The 20,346-nt window shown below is 39.3% G+C and carries 19 protein-coding genes; 13 read left to right on the forward strand and 6 right to left on the reverse strand.

From position 1 onward, the window contains the following. Positions 1 to 147 precede the first annotated feature (147 nt). The 10 genes from Q0R88_RS09825 to Q0R88_RS09870 all read left to right on the forward strand — a co-directional run bounded on the left by Q0R88_RS09825 (position 148) and on the right by Q0R88_RS09870 (position 9,458). Positions 148 to 306: a hypothetical protein gene (locus Q0R88_RS09825; RefSeq protein ID WP_366087044.1), complete on the forward strand. Its 159-nt coding sequence runs from the start codon at positions 148 to 150 to the stop codon at positions 304 to 306. A 413-nt stretch (positions 307 to 719) separates the two neighbouring features. After that, positions 720 to 1,793 carry an acyltransferase family protein gene (locus tag Q0R88_RS09830; RefSeq protein ID WP_295715555.1) on the forward strand — a complete coding sequence of 358 codons (1,074 nt, stop codon included), beginning with the start codon at positions 720 to 722 and terminating at the stop codon, positions 1,791 to 1,793. Between the two features lie 603 nt (positions 1,794 to 2,396). Further along, positions 2,397 to 2,957 (forward strand): TetR/AcrR family transcriptional regulator, encoded by a 561-nt coding sequence (locus Q0R88_RS09835; RefSeq protein ID WP_295715557.1) that lies wholly within the window; start codon positions 2,397 to 2,399, stop codon positions 2,955 to 2,957. Between the two features lie 141 nt (positions 2,958 to 3,098). After that, the gene (locus tag Q0R88_RS09840; RefSeq protein WP_295715559.1) at positions 3,099 to 3,977 is read left to right on the forward strand and encodes an alpha/beta hydrolase; all 879 of its coding nucleotides are present in this window, start codon (positions 3,099 to 3,101) and stop codon (positions 3,975 to 3,977) included. Positions 3,978 to 4,111: 134 nt separating this feature from the next. Further along, positions 4,112 to 4,513, forward strand: a complete 402-nt coding sequence (locus Q0R88_RS09845) for a nucleoside deaminase (protein ID WP_295715561.1) — start codon at positions 4,112 to 4,114, stop codon at positions 4,511 to 4,513. 206 nt (positions 4,514 to 4,719) lie between these two features. Beyond that, entirely contained in the window at positions 4,720 to 6,444 is a 1,725-nt protein-coding gene (locus Q0R88_RS09850; RefSeq protein WP_295715563.1) for an HAD-IIIC family phosphatase, read from the forward strand. Positions 6,445 to 6,465: 21 nt separating this feature from the next. Then, positions 6,466 to 6,708, forward strand: a complete 243-nt coding sequence (locus Q0R88_RS09855; RefSeq protein WP_295715565.1) for an acyl carrier protein — start codon at positions 6,466 to 6,468, stop codon at positions 6,706 to 6,708. 6 nt (positions 6,709 to 6,714) lie between these two features. After that, on the forward strand, positions 6,715 to 7,095 hold the full coding sequence (locus tag Q0R88_RS09860) for a VOC family protein (protein WP_295715567.1): 381 nt from the start codon (positions 6,715 to 6,717) through the stop codon (positions 7,093 to 7,095). A gap of 91 nt (positions 7,096 to 7,186) precedes the next feature. After that, a complete protein-coding gene (locus Q0R88_RS09865) occupies positions 7,187 to 8,551 on the forward strand; it encodes an MBOAT family O-acyltransferase (RefSeq protein ID WP_295715569.1) in 1,365 nt (454 codons plus the stop codon). Between the two features lies 1 nt (position 8,552). Continuing rightward, positions 8,553 to 9,458, forward strand: coding sequence for a hypothetical protein (locus tag Q0R88_RS09870; RefSeq protein WP_295715571.1), 906 nt, complete (start codon positions 8,553 to 8,555; stop codon positions 9,456 to 9,458). A 73-nt stretch (positions 9,459 to 9,531) separates the two neighbouring features. Here the strand turns inward: Q0R88_RS09870 and Q0R88_RS09875 are convergent, their stop codons facing one another. The 6 genes from Q0R88_RS09875 to Q0R88_RS09900 form a co-directional block, all read right to left on the reverse strand. Next, a complete protein-coding gene (locus tag Q0R88_RS09875) occupies positions 9,532 to 10,287 on the reverse strand; it encodes a HAMP domain-containing sensor histidine kinase (RefSeq protein WP_295715573.1) in 756 nt (251 codons plus the stop codon). Between the two features lie 181 nt (positions 10,288 to 10,468). Continuing rightward, the gene (locus tag Q0R88_RS09880) at positions 10,469 to 11,203 is read right to left on the reverse strand and encodes a LytTR family DNA-binding domain-containing protein (RefSeq protein WP_295715575.1); all 735 of its coding nucleotides are present in this window, start codon (positions 11,201 to 11,203) and stop codon (positions 10,469 to 10,471) included. Between the two features lie 229 nt (positions 11,204 to 11,432). Further along, the gene (locus Q0R88_RS09885; protein WP_295715577.1) at positions 11,433 to 13,580 is read right to left on the reverse strand and encodes a hybrid sensor histidine kinase/response regulator; all 2,148 of its coding nucleotides are present in this window, start codon (positions 13,578 to 13,580) and stop codon (positions 11,433 to 11,435) included. Further along, positions 13,570 to 14,643, reverse strand: a complete 1,074-nt coding sequence (locus tag Q0R88_RS09890; RefSeq protein ID WP_295715580.1) for a hypothetical protein — start codon at positions 14,641 to 14,643, stop codon at positions 13,570 to 13,572. The genes Q0R88_RS09885 and Q0R88_RS09890 overlap by 11 nt, the downstream gene beginning before the upstream one ends. A gap of 412 nt (positions 14,644 to 15,055) precedes the next feature. After that, positions 15,056 to 16,522, reverse strand: coding sequence for a tetratricopeptide repeat protein (locus Q0R88_RS09895; RefSeq protein ID WP_295715582.1), 1,467 nt, complete (start codon positions 16,520 to 16,522; stop codon positions 15,056 to 15,058). Between the two features lie 18 nt (positions 16,523 to 16,540). Beyond that, complete coding sequence (locus tag Q0R88_RS09900; protein ID WP_295715584.1) at positions 16,541 to 17,632, reverse strand: PAS domain-containing sensor histidine kinase; 1,092 nt, start codon at positions 17,630 to 17,632, stop codon at positions 16,541 to 16,543. A 719-nt stretch (positions 17,633 to 18,351) separates the two neighbouring features. On the opposite strand from Q0R88_RS09900, the gene Q0R88_RS09905 reads away from it, so the two are divergent. From Q0R88_RS09905 to Q0R88_RS09915, 3 genes are all read left to right on the forward strand, one after another. Continuing rightward, complete coding sequence (locus Q0R88_RS09905; RefSeq protein WP_295715586.1) at positions 18,352 to 18,930, forward strand: SDR family oxidoreductase; 579 nt, start codon at positions 18,352 to 18,354, stop codon at positions 18,928 to 18,930. 62 nt (positions 18,931 to 18,992) lie between these two features. Next, positions 18,993 to 19,163: a hypothetical protein gene (locus tag Q0R88_RS09910; RefSeq protein WP_295715588.1), complete on the forward strand. Its 171-nt coding sequence runs from the start codon at positions 18,993 to 18,995 to the stop codon at positions 19,161 to 19,163. Positions 19,164 to 19,226: 63 nt separating this feature from the next. Next, a complete protein-coding gene (locus Q0R88_RS09915; RefSeq protein WP_295715590.1) occupies positions 19,227 to 20,132 on the forward strand; it encodes a helix-turn-helix domain-containing protein in 906 nt (301 codons plus the stop codon). The last annotated feature ends 214 nt before the right edge of the window (positions 20,133 to 20,346 follow it).

Here is a 20,346-nt window from a genome sequence, read left to right on the forward strand (position 1 = left end):
CCAAATAGTGTCTAATTTTTTGGGGCAGTGTAGATTTTTGATACTGCCCCTTTTTGTTGATATACTTTCCCTCATCAAAGCAAATACTTAAATTAGCACTATGGAGCTTATGAGATATTCTAATATACAAACCTTCGCCACGCTCTAATGGAAGCAGACAAAATATTTAACGGACTGTCGGCAGGCGGAGATGTTGAAGGCCCCATTGGCGACAGTCCCTGGGGTACATACGCCGGAATGTTTAGAGACAAATATGGTATTGAATTGATTGTGGAATTTGACCCAAATTATAACGGGCAAGTTTAACCGAATAAAAAGCGGTTCCTTACATGTTGCCGAGTCCAATGTCATCAGGTTAAGCAAACCATTTTGTTCATAAGGATTGAATTTAGGGTAATAACATACTTATAAATTAATAAGATTTGATTACGGCTTTAAAGTCGATTTGAATTTTTAAAATCTCTAAAATGTAAAAAATGGTATTAGGTGTTCGATCGGAATCCGCCCCCTCTCCGCTGAGAACGTTAACAAAAGCATCAAAAAGTCTTTTAATTCCACATTAAAGGGCTTTTCTATTTTCCATTCCATAAAAAATCGCATAAAAACCAAGCCTTTTCTGTCACGGGCTTTTGGGCTCAAAAGAGGGTGGCAAATAATGTTGGCTAAAGGAGTTGTTGGCTTTTGATAAAAACAATATCTTCCTCCTTTTAAAAAAGCCAATGACTGTTGTTAAACCTCCTAGAAATTACGGCATAGACCTATTACGTGTTATTGCCTGTTACATGGTAATGCAGATACATACCGGTGAATTTTATTATATAGGACCGACCGGCAATGTTTTAAATACGCCAGACGCGCATATTGTAGGTTGGTACAACTCGTTTTTTCGTATCTGCGTTCCTTTGTTTGTGTTGATCTCGGGATTTTTCCTTTTTCCGGTTGGTGATACACAAACATTTTTAAAAAAGAGGTTAAGCAGGGTAGTTGTACCTTTTGTTCTTTGGTGCATACTATATGCGTTCTATTATCACTTTACTGCAGGTGCTGATTTGAAAACAACAATGATCCATATCTTGCATATTCCGGTGAACTACGGCGTTGAGATTGGGCACCTGTGGTTTGTCTATATGTTGATCGGCATTTACTTATTCGCACCTATATTATCGCCGTGGATAGAAAAAGCCGATCGAAGGGGGATGGAACTTTATTTGGTAATATGGGCGATTGCCTTAAGCCTACCATTTATTCACTTAATATTTCCCGAAGTGTTAGGCGAATGTGCCTGGAACCGTACGCCATTGCTTTATTACTTTTCGGGCTTGCTTGGCTATGTGATTTTGGCCAGCTACATTAAAAAATTTCATATGGCGCCCAAACCATTGGACCTCCCTTTAGGAATAGTGCTGATTATCATCGGTTACGCCATCACTGCATTGGTATTTGAGCAACGTTTAGGTACCGAGAAAATGGTTAGTACCCTCGAGCTTTCCTGGGGATTTGATACGATTAATGTAGCGATGATGACGGCAGGAGCGATCCTTATTTTTAAAAATATTAGCTTTAAAAACACAAACTCTTTTTTTGTACGACTCATCGCCGGCATTTCTTCCATTAGTTATGGAATTTATTTGGCGCATATAATGGTGCTCAATATTTATTACCATTTACTCAACCAATATTTTGATACCGCGGCGGTCAAAATCCCGCTAATTGCCTTTTGTACATTTATTACTACTTGTGTGCTGGTTAAATTACTTTCACTCTTGCCGAAAAGTAAATGGCTTGTAGGATAATTAAGAAATACATGGATATTACCGAGGAAGACTGACACTATTATTACAAAAAGCAGAAATTTGATGTGGATGATTATTAGCCAAATAAAAATTGGATTATTTATGGCAGGGTCGGGTCGAAATCATCAAACTTTTACTAAGTCATCTTTTAAAATCTACCATTAGATAATAATTAACAATATTTATTTAATGGTAGATTAATAAATCATGCTTTTTTAAGTGTTCAAATCCCGCGGATAAAGAATGATGTTTTCGAATCCGAACTTCTCATAACTTATATGTTTACTAAATTGAATTAAGCTTTCAACTTCGATACATACCAATTTCTTATTTCAACCTCCTCGCCATCATCAAAATGCATCAAGGTAAATTTAGTTAACACACCTTGCTTCGGCAGTATGGATTAATATTTTACTTTGAAACTGCCAGGTAAACTTCCTTTTGTGGTATTATTCAACTTTTATGTGGCACTTTTCGTTGTTAATGCTAAAATTATTTTTATTTACCGAACGTTCAGTACATTTGATTGGTAATTCAAAAAGCAATATCAAATGGAGCTCATAATAACAGAATTCATTTATATTAAAAAAACAATTTTAAAATATGCGTACTCAAAAAGTTGATCCTGAAAATGTAGATCTGAAGCTGTTTGAAACCTTTAGTAAGTTGGGTTATGATGGAGCATCGATGCAACTGCTGGCAAAGGCAACAGGATTAAAGAAAGCCAGCTTATACCACCGTTTCCCCGATGGAAAAAAGGAAATGGCGCAACATGCCCTGAGCATTGTTGAGGAATGGATTCAGCAAAATATTGTTTCGGTATCGGCAAATAAAAATATAAAACCAGAAGCCCGGCTCAAAAAGGTTATCGCTTCTATTGATGAATTGTATAATGGAGGAGCAAACAATTGCCTGCTCAGGACATTAACTGTTGGTACAGACGCTGATGCATTTAAAGAAAATGTGAACAGTTGCTTTAATCTGCTGGCAGATGGTTTTGCAGATATTGCCATTGACCTTGGTTTATCGCCAGAAGCCGCGGAGCAACAGGCAAGATTTATTAATCTCCTGATCCAGGGTTCACTTGTACTGGCCGGCGCCACCAGCGATAAAAACTATTTTAAAAACAGCCTGGCCAAAATACCTGCATTATTAGCGGCATAATTTAATCTAATACAAACAATCGTAGTACTAATCATGAAATGAGTGGTACTAATCACAGAAAAGGATTTTTGCATTTTTATTATTTACCGAACGTTCGGTAAATAAAGTATCAATAACTGAATAACTTAAAATTTAAATAACATGAAAAATCAAACCCAACACCACTTCATTAAGATCAATGGAGTGAACATTTTTTACCGTGAAGCAGGGCCTAAAGATGCACCTGTATTAGTATTACTGCATGGCTACCCAAGTTCATCGCATATGTACAGAAACCTTATTAATGACCTATCGGACAAATACCATTTAATTGCCCCCGACTATCCTGGTTATGGCAGAAGCGAACAGCCGCCCATCGCTGAGTTTGCTTATACCTTTGAAAACTACTCTGTAATAGTACAAGGACTATTAGATCAGCTTAATATTAAAAAATACAGTTTATACCTGATGGATTACGGCGCACCTGTTGGATGGCGTATTGCATCAAACCACCCCGAAAGAATAGATACCCTGATTGTTCAAAATGGTTGTGCTTATGACGAAGGCCTGGAAGCTTTCTGGGATCCGATTAAAGCTTATTGGAAAGACAGGAACAACAAAGAAGCCGAAACCACATTAAGAGGATTTCATGATGCCAACGGATTGAAATGGCAGTATACCCATGGCGTACCCGACCAAAGTGTAATTAGCCCCGATAATTGGGAAATTGACCTGCGCCACCTGGAAAGACCAGAAAACGACCAAATACAATTGGATATGTTTTACGATTACCGCACCAATGTTGATTTGTATCCTAAATGGCAGGAATACTTCCGTACCTATAACCCAGAGATGCTGATTGTGTATGGTAAAAACGATTATATATTCCCGGTTGCCGGCGCTGAAGCTTATAAGAAAGACATCAAAAACCTCGAATATCATCTATACGATGCTGGCCACTTTGCTTTGGAAAGTAACGGTAACGAAATAGCCGCCGCAATAAGGCAGTTCCTTGATAAAAAAACAGGAACTCAAAAATAATATCACCATAAAAACATACCATTGATCAGTAAACATCGATGGTATGTTTTATCATTTTTAGTACCTTTAATAACACCCCTTAAGATCAAATATCTTCAATACACGTTATGGATGCAAACCCTCATAAAATATATATGGATCGTTGCTTTGAACTGGCTGCAATAGCGGCATCGCAGGGAGAAAGCGCGGTGGGCAGTGTTGTTGTACTTAACGGTGAAATTATAGGAGAAGGTTACGAAAAAAGTCGTCAGCTTCAAGATGTTACCCGCCATGCCGAAGTAGTAGCCATATTGGATGCTGTACAAAAGCGGGGAACCTGTAAGGAGGCTGTATTGTATTCAAATATAGAACCCTGTATACTTTGTTCTTATGTTATCAGGCATCATAAAATTGCCTCGGTAGTGTTTGGAAAATACTGCGGAGAATTGGGAGGAACCGTTGAAAAATTCAATATTCTGACAACTAATGTAATCAAGAGTTGGAAAGCTGCGCCTGCCGTTCATGTTTACGACGATACTTCTACTAAAAATAACTAAACTGCGGCAACCAAGGGCGCATTTGCAGGGTTTGTAATTTATGATATCATCAATCGTCATTTGTGCTTCCAATGACCACCCTTCTGAAAGCAGCCGATTTTTTAATAAGTCAATAGTTAATATATTCACTTTCTACAATCAGGTAAAGTATCTAATTTTATAGCGAAGCAAAACATTGCCTGCCTTCATCATTATTAAAAATGCCCATGAAGATCTTTTCGGAATTGAAAAAAAACTTAAAGAATGATTTTTCGCCTTTAAGATCTGTTAAAATCGCACTCCTCGGCGATACCTCCACACAATTATTCACCCAGGCGCTCAGGGGCACAGGCTTTGATATGGATTTTGACTTTCTGATATGGGAAGCCGATTTTAACCAGGTAGAACTACAGGTATTCGACCCTAAATCCGCACTATATGCTTTTGCTCCCGAAGTGGTTGTCATATTCCATTCTTCGCATCAATTATTAGCCAAATACAATAAACTAAACCCAGCGGAATACGATAGCCTGGCCCAAAACAGGTTAACATTGATCGGCGATCTCCATAATGCTTTAAATAACAGTCTGAACGCAAAGATCATTTACTATAACTACACCGAAATAAATGATGCGGTATTTGGTAATGGTGCCAGCAAAATAGCGTCGTCATTCCTGTTTCAATTGCGGAAACTCAATTATGAATTGATGCACTATGCCATGGGGCAAGATAATTTTTACATCTGTGATATTTCATCCATACAAAATCAGTTAGGCAAGGCAACCTTTTTCCAGCCACCACTGTATATAAATGCGGAGATGGTGCTAAGTATAGATGTATTACCCTGGGTGGCCGCCCAAACAGCCGATCTGATTGGGTCTATGTATGGCCGGTTAAAAAAATGCCTGATCCTTGACCTGGATAATACCTTGTGGGGCGGTGTAATTGGCGATGACGGAATAGGAAACATCCAACTTGGAAACCTGGGCATAGGCAAAGCATTTACAGCGTTTCAGCACTGGATAAAAAAGTTAAAAAACCGGGGCGTAATCCTGGCTATCTGCAGTAAAAACACCGAAGCCATCGCCATGGAATCTTTTGAAAAGCATCCGGATATGGTGTTGAGCCGTGATGATATAGCGATTTTTAAAATTAACTGGGATAACAAAACCGATAATATCAGGCAAATTCAGGCCGAATTAAATATAGGCTTTGACGCTATGGTGTTTTTGGATGATAATCCTTTTGAAAGAGCTATGGTACGTGAGTGTATACCAAACATTACCGTTCCCGAACTGCCAGAAGATCCGGCAAATTACCTGGAATACCTGTATACCCTGAACCTGTTTGAAACCATATCACTTACCAACGAAGATACTGAACGTACAAAGCAGTATCAAAGCGCAGCCAAACGGAATACGGATCAGCAGCAATATGCTGATGAAGACGCCTTTTTGCAAAGCCTGAACATGGTATCTGTGATAGAACCTTTCAACAGCTTTAATATACCAAGAGTGGCTCAGCTTTCGCAACGGTCCAACCAGTTCAATTTACGTACGGTGAGGTATACCGAAACCGATATTAAAGCCATTGCAGATTCCATTGATTCCTTTAGCTTTTCGTTTACGTTAGCCGATAAATTTGGCGATAACGGGCTCATCTGCGCAATCATTTTAAAGAAAGAATCTATAGATACTTTATTCATCGATAACTGGTTTATGAGTTGCCGGGTGTTAAAAAGGGGCATGGAGCACTTTACCTTAAACACTATTGCAGCTTTTACCAAAGCAAAGGGTTTTAGGTATTTAAAAGGGCAATACCTGCAAACCCCCAAAAACGAAATTGTAAAACATCACTACCGGGATTTGGGCTTTGAGCAACATGACGGGCATTGGATACTGGATACCCAAACCTGCATCCCGAAGAAAAACTACGTGAAAGCCTCCTCATAAACATAAAACAACCACATACACATGGATAAAGGCGAAATATTAAAAACCGTAAACGATGTTTTTATTGATGTACTGGATGACGAAAACATTATGCTAACTTATGAAACAACCGCAAACGATGTGGAAGAGTGGGATTCTTTAAACCATATCCAGCTGGTAGTGGCCATTGAAAAACAATTCGGGATCAGGTTTACCTCATGGGAAATTCAAAGCTGGAACAAAGTTGGCGAACTGATCAACACCATAAGCAATAAGATCAATTAGCAACATATGAAACTTCATCACATAGGGGTAGCCTGCAAAAATATAGCGACGGAGATAAACAGTATCACTAAACTCCATACTGTTACAGCCATAAGCGCCACTGTTTTTGACCCGGAACAAGATGCCGAGCTGGCTTTACTTACCCTAAGCGATGGAACCCAAATTGAACTGATTGCGGGCAAACAGGTAGAAATAATTGTGAAAAAAAACATCAGCTATTATCATTTGTGCTTCGAAGTTGATGATATCTATGCTGAGATTGAGCGGCTGAGCTGCGAGGGGGCGCTATTAGTTTCTCCTCCAAAACCGGCAATATTGTTCAACAACCGGGCAGTTGTCTTTTTGCAGGTTTCCTATGGATTAATTGAATTATTAAGCTCAAAATAATATCGGGATGCTGTTTACCTCCATCACATTCGTTATTTTTTTCTGCCTGTTTTTTCTTTTATACTGGTTTGTTTTTAACCGGAACTTTAAATTGCAAAACCTCCTGCTCCTGGCAGGCGGCTATGTGTTTTATGCCTGGTGGGACTGGCGCTTTCTGCCCCTGCTAATTGCCAGCTCTTCCCTCAACTATTTTTTAGGCATCGGTATATATAAAGCCCGGCAAACAAAACAACGTAGCCTGTTGCTTTGGATAGGTTTGCTACAGGGGCTGGGCACCTTGCTTTTTTTTAAGTATTTCAACTTTTTCGTAAAATCTACCATTTCCGCATTTGCTACGTTTAACATCAGGCTGGATACCTATACGCTCAACATCATATTGCCTCTTGGCATAAGTTTCTATACTTTCCGTACTATAAGTTATTTACTGGATATTAAGCATGGCAAAATTAAGCCCACTACAGATTGGGTGGTATTTTTCTGTTATGTGTCCGTTTTCCCGTGTGTTATATCGGGGCCCATTGATCGCCCTAAAACACTCATCCCCCAGTTAACCCGGCGAAGGGTGTTTGATTACGCCCAGGCAACAGATGGTATGCGCCAGATACTCTGGGGGGTATTCAAAAAAATGGTGATTGCTGATAACTGCGCGGTATTTACCGACAATATTTTTGAGCATTACAAAACACTACCGGCCAGCTCTCTCTTATTCGGCGCTTTTCTGTACACCATACAAGTTTATGCAGATTTTTCGGGTTACTCAGATATCGCTATTGGTTTATCCAACATCATTGGCATTAAAGTTACCCGTAATTTTAATACACCTTTTTTTGCCCAAAATATCGCCGATTTTTGGCGGCGCTGGCATATTTCCCTAACGGGCTGGCTTACGGATTATGTTTTTGCCCCGCTTACCATCTATTTCAGAGACCTGGGAAAAACGGGACTCATACTGGCCATCGTGATCAATTTTACTGCCATCGGGATCTGGCACGGCCCCAACTGGACCTTTTTTCTTTTCGGCTTTTTAAACGGCTGCTATTACATCCCGCTTATACTGCGCGGGACATTATATAAAAAGAAAAAGATAACAGACCAGCTTCAGCCCGCGTTACCCGCTTTGCTCGGAGTGGCCGGCACTTTCACCCTGGTCATGTTCACTTTTATTCTCTTCCGTGCCGATAGTTTAGCCCAGGCTTTTGATTATTACCAGAGGCTTTTTTCGCGCTCTATGTTCACGGCCCCGGTGATTATAGAAAAAGTGAATACCGCCGCAACGCTGGTTTGTATTGTGATCATGTTGGCCGCCGAGTGGCTGCAACGCGATAAACAGCATGCCTTGCAGATCGATTTTATAAAAAAATCGCCGGTGAGGGTTATCATATACTATGGCTTAATACTTATTATTATCACGTTTACAGCTACCCGTAACAGCGACTTTATTTACTTTAAATTTTAACATGAAAAGCACGGTCAAATTCCTGTTTAAAACGCTGCTGTTCGCGCTGCCGGTACTGCTTGTTTTTGAGGTGCTATTTCGCCTGGGTTACTTTCCTATCATCACCAATTCTACCATTTTCGACCTAAAGATGATCCGTTTGCAAAAGCAGCATATTGAGCGTGTAAAAGTGATGTCTATTGGTTCTTCGGTAGGTTTGTATGAGTTTAATTCAGACATTATCTTACAAAATCTGCACACATCTTATTATAATTTCGCCTCCTGGGGTTTGCAGATAGGCGATATACGGACGCTTGTGAAAAGTTTTGCAAAGGATTACCGGCCCCGGTATGTTATCATTGGCTCCTCTATCGGCGATTTTATAGCGCCGTTAAATGAAACTTATCTCAACTACGTAAATACCGGTACCTATATCAGAAAAAACTTCCCGGAGGTTTTTTATTTTAAAAATTACAACTCCATACACCAGATCATTCGCAGAAAACATACCGCTTTTCCCGTTCAGCTTGATAGCTGGGGAGGTGCCCTGCTAACCGTTAAAGCCAAAGACATCAACCGGGAAAAATGGAATGAGCATAATATATTCCCCACAAAATATACCGCTTACCAATATCATGAATTGGATAGCCTTGGTATATGGCTCCAGGCACAACATATCAAGCTTATTTTCGTCCAGGTACCCATCAAGGCATCATATGCCAATACACCGGTATCAAAACAGATATTGCAGCATCATTTTGATCAATGCCAGGCCATTATTGAAAAGCATGCAGGCGTTTATCTGAATTACCATAACCCTGCTGTTTTTACTGATAGCCTGTTTTTTGATCAGTATCATCTCCAGGCCGCGGGCGGTAGAGTTTTTACCCGGCAGCTTGTTGTGGACATTAAAAAAATAATCAAATAAAAAATATAACGAAAGTCCAACGGGATTCGATGGCTTATTAAATAGAAACAGCGTTGTAATGGCTTCGGGAAGTTCACACTTCAGCTGTCATTTTTGGACTATTTTCAGCGGTAATATCTGATAAAAGCTTAGGTAAAGTATAATAAAAAGTGGTCCCCTCACCAACTGATGATTCTGCCCAGATCCTGCCATTCATTTGCGCTATCATATCACTACAAATACTCATGGCCATTCCCGCTCCTTTTAAAAGGTCACCTGTATCAGAAAGATTATCCTTTAAATGAAAAAGGTCGTGAAGTTGGGAGTCGGTCATTCCCTTTCCCTGGTCGGTAAAAGCAACCGTTATCCAATTATCGTCTTCGCTGCACGTTACACCAATTACCCCTCCATCCGGAGAATACTTGGTAGCATTGCTTAAAATATTCCTGTTGATAAACTGGAGCATCTCTTTATGCGCATAAACCAGCTGATGCTCCGGAACGATATTGTACAATATAATATGCTTATTAAGCTGATCATAAAGATACAGGCTGTTGGCTTCGTGAAGAAGGTCATGAAGAAGCAATGGTTCTGTTTTGATTGAAAAATCGAGACTTGTTGATTTTGCCCAATAAAGCAAGCCGTCAAGCAGGTCAATGCTTTTAGATGCAGTATTGCGCAACTCTTCAAAAAGTAAATGAACTTCTCCGGCAGATAGCGACTTCCTGGTGTGTTTAATCATATCCGCGGTCATCACCAGGGTGGCGAAAGGCTGCCGCAGATCATGAGCCAAAATGGCAATCAGGGTTTTACTGAAATTATCGGATATTTCTAATTCCTTAGTCCTCATATTTTAGCTGATAGTAACATAACCTGGCCCTCAAATAAGGCGGTTTACCAGCAAAGAAAAACAAGATCATACAACGAAAAAAAAGGTTCGACAGATTGTTTACTACAACCGACGGAATGGTCATTATAGCAGACCAGTATTAAAGTATAATTTACGGGGAGAAAACTTTAAAATAAACTATTTACAGCCACTTATGCGCAAACTTCCTAAACTCATCCTTAAATTGTTCTGTTACCGGGATGGTCGTTTTTCTGATTTTAATGGTGTTTTTGGTAAGGGCATCTATTTTGTCAACAGCAACAATAAACGAGCGATGTACCCGTATAAAGCCATTAGCAGGTAGTTTTTCTTCCATGGCTTTCATCGTGGTAAGGGCCTTTACGTATCCTAAATCGCCTGTTAAATACACTTTAACATAATCTTTAAACCCTTCCACATATAATATATCCTTTAAATAAATACGTACCATTTCATACTCTACTTTTAAAAAGATAAACTCATTCAACAGGTAGTTTTCTGTAGCAGGGGTTTGTTTCTCTTTTTCAGTAAAATAAGTTTTTGCTTTGTAGGCTGATTTTAAAAAATCCTCATACACTACCGGTTTAAGCAAATAATCAAGCGCATTTACTTTGTAACCTTCCAGCGCAAACCTTTCATAACCGCTAATGAAAATGATACGCGGCGCGGCGGCACCGTGTGCAGATTGTAATATCCTGGCAAATTCCATCCCGCTCATTTCAGGCATATCAATATCCATAAATATAAGCTGAACATCATTTGTTTCCATTGCCGAAAGTGCCTCGGCAGGTGATTGATAGTATGCCAGTAAATTAAAAAACGGAATTTGATTAACAAACACCCTCAGGTGAGTGATAGCAAATTCGTCATCATCTACAATGATACAATTTATTGACATAGGAGAACATTTAAACAATAAGGAGTCAACAAAACTAAAACCAACCTTTGATTAAAGATATATAAATATGGTTTTATTTTTGGCGGTCAGTCGCATTATATAATTAAAATTATCTGTTAGTTTAATATATGATCGACAGTTAAAAGTCTGACTACGCGCTAAGAAATCAAAAGCGTGTATTTTTTACTCAATTATTGCACCGCTTTCCACAATTTGCGATGCTGCTTTTTTACCGTTCAAGTGCAGATACAACCTGTTTAATTAGTTCGGCCTCTGTAAAAGGTTTTTCTAAAATGCCTGTAAAACCTTGCTTTAAGTATTTTTCTCCTTGCAATGATAGCTCTTCGGCGCTGATGGCAATTACGGGTGGCTTGCTTAACAGGCTTTTTGATTTTTTTATACTTGTTGCCAATTGCTCTGCACTTGTTTCACGCATACTTAAATCGGCCAGCACAACATTTATGGTTTCTTTGGATAGAATTTCCAGGGCTTCCTTTTCGCCGGATGTCTGGTAAAACTTAATGTTCCATTTACTTGTCATCATTTTAAGGAAAGTTAGGCTAAGCTCATTGTCGTCAACCGCTAAAATGCTTAGGCCGTTTAATTTCCACAAGAGGTTATCCTCAGCATTTTCAATCACTTCGTCTGTACTTTTGTTGTAGGTTATGTAAAAATCAAAAGTGCTTCCGGTACCTTCGTTACTTTCTACGTTAATTTCGCCATCCTGCAATTGAACAAGCTGCTTACAGATGTAGAGTCCCAAACCGGTGCCTGTTTGCCCCCTGGCCGAATTTGTTTGATAATACTTTGAAAAAAGCCTTGCCTGCTGCTGTATACTAATGCCAGGACCGGTATCTGTTATTCTTATTTGCAACTTATCGGCACCGTTTATCTCCGTAAGACTTGCGTTCACTTTAACACTTCCGGTTTGGGTATATTTTATGGCGTTACTTAGTAAATTGATCATGATTTGTTTAAGCCGGAAGCTATCGCCAAGCACCATGGATACTTTATTACCCTCGAAACTGTAATCCAACTCAAGTTTCTTTTTAGCAGCGCTAAATTCCATGCTTTCCAATACTTCTTTCAGTACATGATTCGGATTAAAAGGATCCTTGTTGATCTTAAATTCACTGGTTTCCATTTTCGCGGCATCGAGCGTGTCATTAAGGGTATGCAACAACATCTCTGACGAAAGCCTGATGGAGCCAAGCATATCAATCTGTTTTGCCGAAAGGTTTGAGCGGCTAAAAATGTATAAAAAACCATTTATTGCCGTAAGCGGATTACGCACTTCATGACTCATGTGCAGTAACAGATCCATTTTTTGCTGCGCCATAGCTACAGACCGCTCATTCTCATGAAGCAGGTAAACTTCGGCACGGTTAAGGTTAATTATAAATATAATAAGCAGGGTAGCAAACACCAAAACAAGAAAAAGCGAAGAGAGATAAAACTTATTTAATAATGAGGTTGTTTCCCGGTAGTTTTTAAGCGTGTTTTCTTTAAGCTCATTAATAAGCCCAGCATTCATGCTGTTTACTTCATTAACAATCCTTTCCAGTTCGCTATTAATGTGCATATTAAGAACAACCATTTGCTTTTGCGTGGTGAATAATTTAGAATTACGCCGTTGCAGCTGCTGTAGTTTTTGACTGTATAGATCTTTGTCGCGCCGGGCTATTCCCCTGTTCACAGAGTCAATTATTCTGTCAGTTCGATTGCGGTTGATGATTGTTAAATTGGATACTCCCGCATTTGCATTTTTGTTGGCAATCGCATCTTTTATCCTGCCAAAAACCCCTCTCTTTTTTACCTGGGCTTCTTTTTTTACCGTATCGCTGCTTCCCATCCTCTTTCCCTTTTTCCGGTAAACAGTGGTGGAGTATTCGCCCGCACTATCGTTCAAAGTGCTTAAGCCTGATGCCGCTGTTAAAAGCGAATCAAAACTATGCTTTAAAACATATAGGCTGCCAGAGAGCTTTAGCTTCTTTATGTACAGATATTTAACTTTGGCACGCTGCGCCGCTGTTAATTTTGCGGTATCTACATTGTCTTTAAGCAAACTATCAATAAGGGTAAAGGATTCTGAAAGCTTTGTTTTGTAGCCTTTGTCTTTTAAAGCGTTGGGGGTTAAAAGTGATGCCTGAAAGTCATCCTCGGCTTCATGCAACAACAGTAAAGCCTTTTGTGATTTTGCCTGATCATATTCAAGGTTTAGTGTGAGCTTTGATAATGCGTTTAGCCGGTTGGATATAGAAGTATTTACGAACAAGGCAATTATTGCAAGGGCGATTGCTAACGCTATAAACGCGAGCAGGATCTTTCTTGAAATACTTTTAATTTTGGTGGAGGTTGAGTCTTTTTTATAAAACATTGTATTTGTTTATTCTGATTTCCCAGACAGTAGTATTATAAGGCTTTTTGTAAGTTAATAATTTGCCGCCATGTTCTTCAAGGATCTTTTCTGCATTAAGTAATCCTGCATTAAATCCATCTGTATTCAAATTGGTGTTACCTGGGGTTCCTGGTTTGCCCTCTAAATCATATGACGTTTGCTCATCTGCGATGATCAAACTTTGAAAATAATTTTCGTCGATATTAGAAATAACAATGTCACCATCCTGTTTACCGGTCAAAACAATGTAATTGATAATACTTACAAAAGCTATCTCCAGTATAAAGCGATCATAAAATATAATTTTATGAAAATCCAGCTTAAAAAGCAATCGTATATTTTTTTTTGTAAGACGATGCCTTAAACTTTCGTAACGTTTTTTTAAAAAAGATTCGAGTTCAATTAAATCTGGCTGGAAACTAAACGCCCCCCTTTCAATTCCGGTACGAAAAAGCGCTGCATTGAGCAGGTTTGTGGCGTGCCCAACATGCAAACCCAAATCGGAAAGTATATTATCAAACTGTTTTTTCTCTAAACCCTGGTTGTTATGATAAAGGTTATCAAGCAACGTTCTGATGACTAATAATGGATCACGCACATCCTGCACAATATGGGAAAGCAGCAGGTTTTTTTCCTCAACGGCATCTTTAAGCCGGTTATTTTCTATTTCCAGCTCATTGATGTTCAAAAAAGTAAATACGGTTAAATTGTCTATCCGGGTTTCATATATATCGTACCAATAATATGATCCGTCTGCGCAACAAACCTTTGTCTCCAGATGGAAGTACGAGTGCCCGTATTTTTTAGCAATCTCCTGCCGTTTGTCGCGACTGCAGATGATCTCTTTCCGGTAGTCCTGATCAGGATACGCTTTCTCAAACCAATCTTGTAAACCGTGAAGATTGTAACCGATCTCCGTTAAAAAGGCATTATTACTGTATAAATAATCATTGCCGGAAGCGGAACTATTAACGATCATAACAGGCATAACCATAATATCCGCAATTTTTAAAAAACTGTCAGAATTAGTGATATTTTCCAAGGTAGGTGGATTAAGTAAGCACTATACTATTTCAAAAATAAAAAGGCAATAAGGTTCACACTTTAAAAGCCCGCTCTTGCTCCAACGTCATAATCCGATAACGGGATTTGAGGCACTTAGCGCAAAAAAAACGTTTAACCGGAAGAAAAAAAAACAAATTGCGCCCAACCCAGTTTCTCGGCATTTTATAATGAAAGGGAGCTGAACACTTACGGCATCGGATAAAGGGTCTATCGTTGTAATTCATAAAATTCGGTTAACGCCTTTTAAAGGCTATTTTATTAAGTGCAAAAAAACTAATTATAAAATTTGGGGGAGTGAATAATCACTACCCACATTTACCCGCGATACATCATTGATGATGTATCGCCTGTATTTTAACTTATAAAATTTATTGGGGGCGCCTTTTTTATTAAACATTCGCCATCCAAACATTAATATCAATTGCCGATGGAATGCTTAGCTTCTTCCGTATCCGGCGCTTTTTACCTTCTACCGAACGAACAGAACTTTGTGTAAAACGGGCAATTTCTTTGGTGTCAAAATTAATCCGCAGTAACACACACATCTCAACTTCTGCCGCAACCATATGGGGAGCTTTATCAAGTATATTTTGTACAAATTCGGGATCGTACTGATTGAACCTGGTTAAAAAAAGAGGATTATTTTCCATGGCCAGATGTAAAATTTCACTCAAATCCTCCTTTTTCCTTTTTGCAATATTACTTTCAGTTTCTTTAGTCAGCTTATCTACCGTTGCAACACTAAGGTTCAATTCTCTCCTTAGCTTACCAGATATAAACAGTGCTGTAAAAACTACTATGCTAAGTATAAGTGATATAGCTGCGATGAGCCAGGCCAACTGCTTTTTATTTTTATTGGTTTTTTCGTCCTGTGTTTTAAGGAGGTAAACCAGGGGGGCCTTTGCTGCCGATTTATCAACTATATTCAGGCTATCTGTAAGTGTAGTATACCGCTCCAGGAAATTGGCGGCTTTATCTGTTTTCTTTAACATGAAATAAACGTTAGCCAGGCCTTTGTAAGCATCCCTTAACTGGTACGCGTTATTTAAACGGGATGATACCCCAATATTCAGGGTGTAATAATCTTCGGCCCAGGCATATAGCTTTAGTGTATAATAAAGATCACCAAGTTCTTTGTAAGTAAAGGCACATACATTATCGTCTTTATAATTTTCGGCAAGGGTTGCTGCTTTGTGTAAATAAAACGAGGCTGAGTCAATTTGGTGAAGTTCCAGAAAAATGCTGCCCATGTTATAGGTGGCCAGTATATAACCTCTAACATATTTAGCGTTGGTGCTTACATTTTTAAACTCCAGGTAACTTTTTCTGATAAAAAAGAGCGGGTCTTTTGAATCCCGGTCTAAACTCTCTTTACATTGACTCAGGCCTGTATAAATGTTCCCTAACCAGTAATGCCGCGAACCTGGATCATTTATCTTTTTTGCAACAACAATGGCGCTATTCAACGTTAGCCAGCCCTCCTTATAATAGCCAAGCTTATTGTATATAGTTCCTTTTGCTGTCTGGATCTGTGTAATCAATAAAACATCATGTATTTTTTGGGCTGCGCTTTCCGACTCAACAACGTATTTGAAAGCTTCTTCATATCGGCCGGAGTTAAAACAGGCGCCGGTGCGCATCATTAGCCCTTTGGCTATACCCTCATCATAGTTTATGATTTTAGATGCCTGGTAAATTGCAACCCCTAATTTTTCTTTTTGCTGAATGTCAATTGTTTGGGTAGCTATATTAAGCATACTGTCAATCTGTTTCTGCCTGTACTGTGCGTAGCTTTTACGCTCAGCCAAAACAAAAACAACACATAATAACCTCGCAATTACCTTCCTGCTCTGCACAACCACTAATTAGTTCTATTAATTGTATATCATTATCTCACATGAGGTACCTTTTGCCGGCGTGCTGGAAATAGCCAGTTTACCTCTGTGTTTTTCTAAGATTTCCTTCGCACTTATAAGGCCTAAACCAAAACCATCAACAATTTCCCGACTGGCGGCTCTTTGATTGGTGTTATGGGCTATAGCATCAATTTGTTTAGACGTCATTCCTTTTCCCGAATCGGTGATAACCAAACTGGAATATTTTTCATGATGAATCAACGAAATTTTAATTACCCCATTTTTAGGCGTATATTTTATAGCATTATCAATAATATTCCTGAAAATGATCTCCAGTATAAACTGATCATAATAAATGATGGCGGGTTCGGGAATTTCAAAAATTAGATTGATCTGAGCATTGCTAAGCACTTTGCTGAATACGTGCCGGCAACTATCTAAAAAAACATTCAATTTTATTTCCTCAGATCGAAACTTAAACGTACCCCTTTCGCTGCCAACACGTAACCGGGTAGAATCTATCATATTTAGCAGGTAACCAATCTGATCAATTAATGTCACCGCTACTTCGCAAATTTCATTCTTGTTCAGGTAATTCATCTCATAACCATCCAAAATCGACTTTATGTTACCTAAAGGCGATCTGATATCATGCGTGAGGATAGAAAACAATAACGCCTTCTGCTGAATTACATTAATCAGTTTTTCGTTTCTCTCTTTTATTCGGTTAATGTTCAGGAAGGTGACCACTTTCACCCGCCCCATAGTTAAACAATAAACTTCTACACAATGAACTTCGTACCATTTCATGGAGCTATCGGCACAGCGTATTCTTGCTGTTAAACTAAAATGAGGATCGCCTCTTTTTTCGGCCAATGCTTGCTTTGTATTCCAGGCAAGCATTATTTCTGCCCGGTAGTCAGGGTCGGGATAGGCTGTTAACCACCAGCTTGCCTTGTCAGGGATTGCGTGAATATCGTATCCTATCTCCGCACAGAAAACCTTGTTTAAATAAAGTGCGCTTGCGCCTGCCCAATCATCAACTATAATAATTGGAGTAATAGCCTGATCCATAGTTTCAAGAAAAGCACTCCTGCTTAAACCATTCATAATAAGAAATTTATGTAAATCCCGGTAGAATTTTCAATCTCTATTTCATCTTTAAATAAATCTTCGCCCCCATTCAAACCCAACGTAAGTAAAGAAATACTTCAATTAAATTCTGAAAAAGCGACAGAAAGGAAGAAACAGGCGATGAAATGAAAAAACTAACAGACCAAAAAAAGCTCAGGAGGCGTGAGTAAAAAAGCTTCTTTTTATAAAAAAACAACCAGGTTTATTACCTCCAATTTTGATAAACCATAAAAGGGGGCTGTATCATAAGTCATGATCAGCCTCTTTTTTATTAAGCTCAATTTCTTGTTGCTTTAATCCTGTATCGCTGCATTTGCTCCCACTTTTATAAACAGGAAAAGGATTGTTACATCTGCCCGATGGGCCAGCGGATGGACTTTATTTAAAATTACAGCAGGAAAACCAGCACCCGATTTGAACAGAATGCAAAAAGATACCAGGCCAGGAATTGCAGGAATTGCCCGCTAAACGGTGCCTGTCATAAATTGAAAGCTAACCGGGAAAAAGTAACGATTTAATGGGGTTTACCTGTTATCGCACAAAATCTCAGAAAAAAAGCAGCCTGAAGGGGGCTTTTTGACTGTTCTTCGGTAGTTGGGTGATAATCCCCGAAATGTATAAGTGATCAGTAGAAAAGTATAAATCAGCCATCGCCTTTCGCCGCACCTTTGTTTCAGCAATTAAATATAAAAGCAATGAAAAAGACAGTATTAATAACCGGCGCTTCATCAGGTTTTGGGAAAGAGGCCGTTAAATTATTTCATAAAAACAACTGGAACGTGATCGCTACCATGCGTTCACCAGAAAAAGAAACAGAATTATCGGCACTTGACCAGGTTTTGGTAACTAAATTAGATGTAACCGACAAAGCCAGCATACAGAACGCCTTGAAAGCCGGCATCGAAAAGTTTGGCCAGATTGATGTATTGGTGAACAACGCGGGTTATGGCTCATTTGGCGCATTGGAAGCCGCTACCGAAGCTGAGATCAAACGACAGTTCGACGTTAATTTCTTTGGACTGATCGAAGTGACAAAAGCTTTATTACCGGTTATGCGTCAACAAAGATCGGGCGTTATCATCAATGTTTCCTCTATAGGCGGCAAAGTTACCTTTCCATTTTCGTCGCTTTACCATGCCACTAAATTCGCGGTGGAAGGTTTAACTGAATCTATACAATACGAACTCAACCCTTTGGGTATCCGGTTAAAATTGTTGAACCGGGCGGCTATAAAACCGAGTTCGCAGGTCGTTCGATATCCATTTTCGGCGTAGGCGAATCAGGCGATTACCAGGCTCCCTTTGATAAATTTATCAGCGCGGTAGAGCAATGGCCGATGTCTGAAAATATTGGCGAAGTGGCTGAAGCCATTTATGAGGCAGCCACCGATGGTGCCGAAAAATTGCGTTACCCCGTAGGTCATGACGCCGGGCCAATAATTGAGGCAAGGCATCAAATGGATGATGTGGATTTCAAAAACATGATAGTGGGCCAAATGGGCATTTAAAAATCATTGGCTGCCCGGGTTGGGGCAGCCAATGATTTTTTGCTTTAACTTTACAATAAAAACATGCCGGATAAATATATTGAAATCAAATCGATCAGCGATCTGCACCGGATGGTACAATACACCTCACCCAGGCATCCCCTGGTGAGTGTGATAAATCATTGCGACTTTTATAAAAGCTATAATCCTAAGGCAGATGTGTTTTACCGGTTTGGGTTTTATATCATTTCGTGTAAAAAGTTTGACGGAGTGTTAAAATACGGTAAGGGACATTATGATTTTAATGAGGGTTCCCTGATGTTTACCGCTCCCGACCAGGTTCTTGGACCCGGACCTGATGTTCAGGTGGAAGAAGGTTGGGCGCTGTTCATCCATCCAGACCTGATTCATGGTACCGACCTGGGCAAAAAGATACATCAGTATTCGTTTTTTAATTATGAGATAAACGAGGCGCTGCACATTTCGGAAGAGGAAAAACTGATCATTAAAGACTGTTTGGCCAAGATCGAAAAAGAGTACGCGCAAAACATCGATAAGCATTCGCAGGGCCTTATCGTTAGTAATATTGAATTGCTGTTGAATTATTGCAACCGATTTTATGACCGCCAGTTTTATACCAGGGCAAAGGTTAATTCGGATGTGGTACAACAGTTTGAAAAATTATTAAAAGATTATTTTTCTCAAAACAACCTCATAGAAACCGGCCTGCCCAACGTGGGTTATTTTGCCTCCAGGCTCAACCTGTCGCCTAATTATCTGTCAGATCTGTTGGGTAAATTCACGGGTAAAACCACACAGGAACATATTCATCTGGAGTTGATAGATAAAGCAAAAACCATGCTGTGGGGCAGCAATCAGTCCATCAGCGAAATTGCTTACGGACTTGGGTTTGAGCACCCATCGCACTTTACAAAAATATTTAAAACAAAAACAGGGAAATCGCCGAGTGAGTACAGGTTATTAAACTGAAATTATTTTTATCAAGCCTTCACCGGTAGTTTTAGGTCTCTTTACGTAAAAGAGTAGCGCAAAAGATGTGCTCATAGCGGCCTGCTTTTTAAGTGAATAAAGGTAGTTTTTAACCATACTGAAATCAAGATGTTTAGTTGCTGAAAATATTGATTTTCAGATTCTTATAGGATTTGTAGTGGCCTTTTGCTTTTTGACCTCGGCAGGTCAGCCA

This window comes from Mucilaginibacter sp., assembly GCF_025362475.1.
In the GTDB taxonomy this organism is placed as follows: Bacteria; Bacteroidota; Bacteroidia; order Sphingobacteriales; family Sphingobacteriaceae; genus Mucilaginibacter.

Coding starts and splice junctions, on each gene's coding strand:
- Q0R88_RS09910 (WP_295715588.1), top strand. CDS start 18,993: ATGTCTGAAAATATTGGCGAAGTGGCTGAAGCCATTTATGAGGCAGCC.
- Q0R88_RS09835 (WP_295715557.1), top strand. CDS start 2,397: ATGCGTACTCAAAAAGTTGATCCTGAAAATGTAGATCTGAAGCTGTTT.
- Q0R88_RS09850 (WP_295715563.1), top strand. CDS start 4,720: ATGAAGATCTTTTCGGAATTGAAAAAAAACTTAAAGAATGATTTTTCG.
- Q0R88_RS09900 (WP_295715584.1), bottom strand. CDS start 17,632: ATGAATGGTTTAAGCAGGAGTGCTTTTCTTGAAACTATGGATCAGGCT.
- Q0R88_RS09830 (WP_295715555.1), top strand. CDS start 720: ATGACTGTTGTTAAACCTCCTAGAAATTACGGCATAGACCTATTACGT.
- Q0R88_RS09840 (WP_295715559.1), top strand. CDS start 3,099: ATGAAAAATCAAACCCAACACCACTTCATTAAGATCAATGGAGTGAAC.
- Q0R88_RS09905 (WP_295715586.1), top strand. CDS start 18,352: ATGAAAAAGACAGTATTAATAACCGGCGCTTCATCAGGTTTTGGGAAA.
- Q0R88_RS09855 (WP_295715565.1), top strand. CDS start 6,466: ATGGATAAAGGCGAAATATTAAAAACCGTAAACGATGTTTTTATTGAT.
- Q0R88_RS09885 (WP_295715577.1), bottom strand. CDS start 13,580: ATGTTTTATAAAAAAGACTCAACCTCCACCAAAATTAAAAGTATTTCA.
- Q0R88_RS09915 (WP_295715590.1), top strand. CDS start 19,227: ATGCCGGATAAATATATTGAAATCAAATCGATCAGCGATCTGCACCGG.
- Q0R88_RS09825 (WP_366087044.1), top strand. CDS start 148: ATGGAAGCAGACAAAATATTTAACGGACTGTCGGCAGGCGGAGATGTT.
- Q0R88_RS09880 (WP_295715575.1), bottom strand. CDS start 11,203: ATGTCAATAAATTGTATCATTGTAGATGATGACGAATTTGCTATCACT.
- Q0R88_RS09860 (WP_295715567.1), top strand. CDS start 6,715: ATGAAACTTCATCACATAGGGGTAGCCTGCAAAAATATAGCGACGGAG.
- Q0R88_RS09845 (WP_295715561.1), top strand. CDS start 4,112: ATGGATCGTTGCTTTGAACTGGCTGCAATAGCGGCATCGCAGGGAGAA.
- Q0R88_RS09875 (WP_295715573.1), bottom strand. CDS start 10,287: ATGAGGACTAAGGAATTAGAAATATCCGATAATTTCAGTAAAACCCTG.
- Q0R88_RS09870 (WP_295715571.1), top strand. CDS start 8,553: ATGAAAAGCACGGTCAAATTCCTGTTTAAAACGCTGCTGTTCGCGCTG.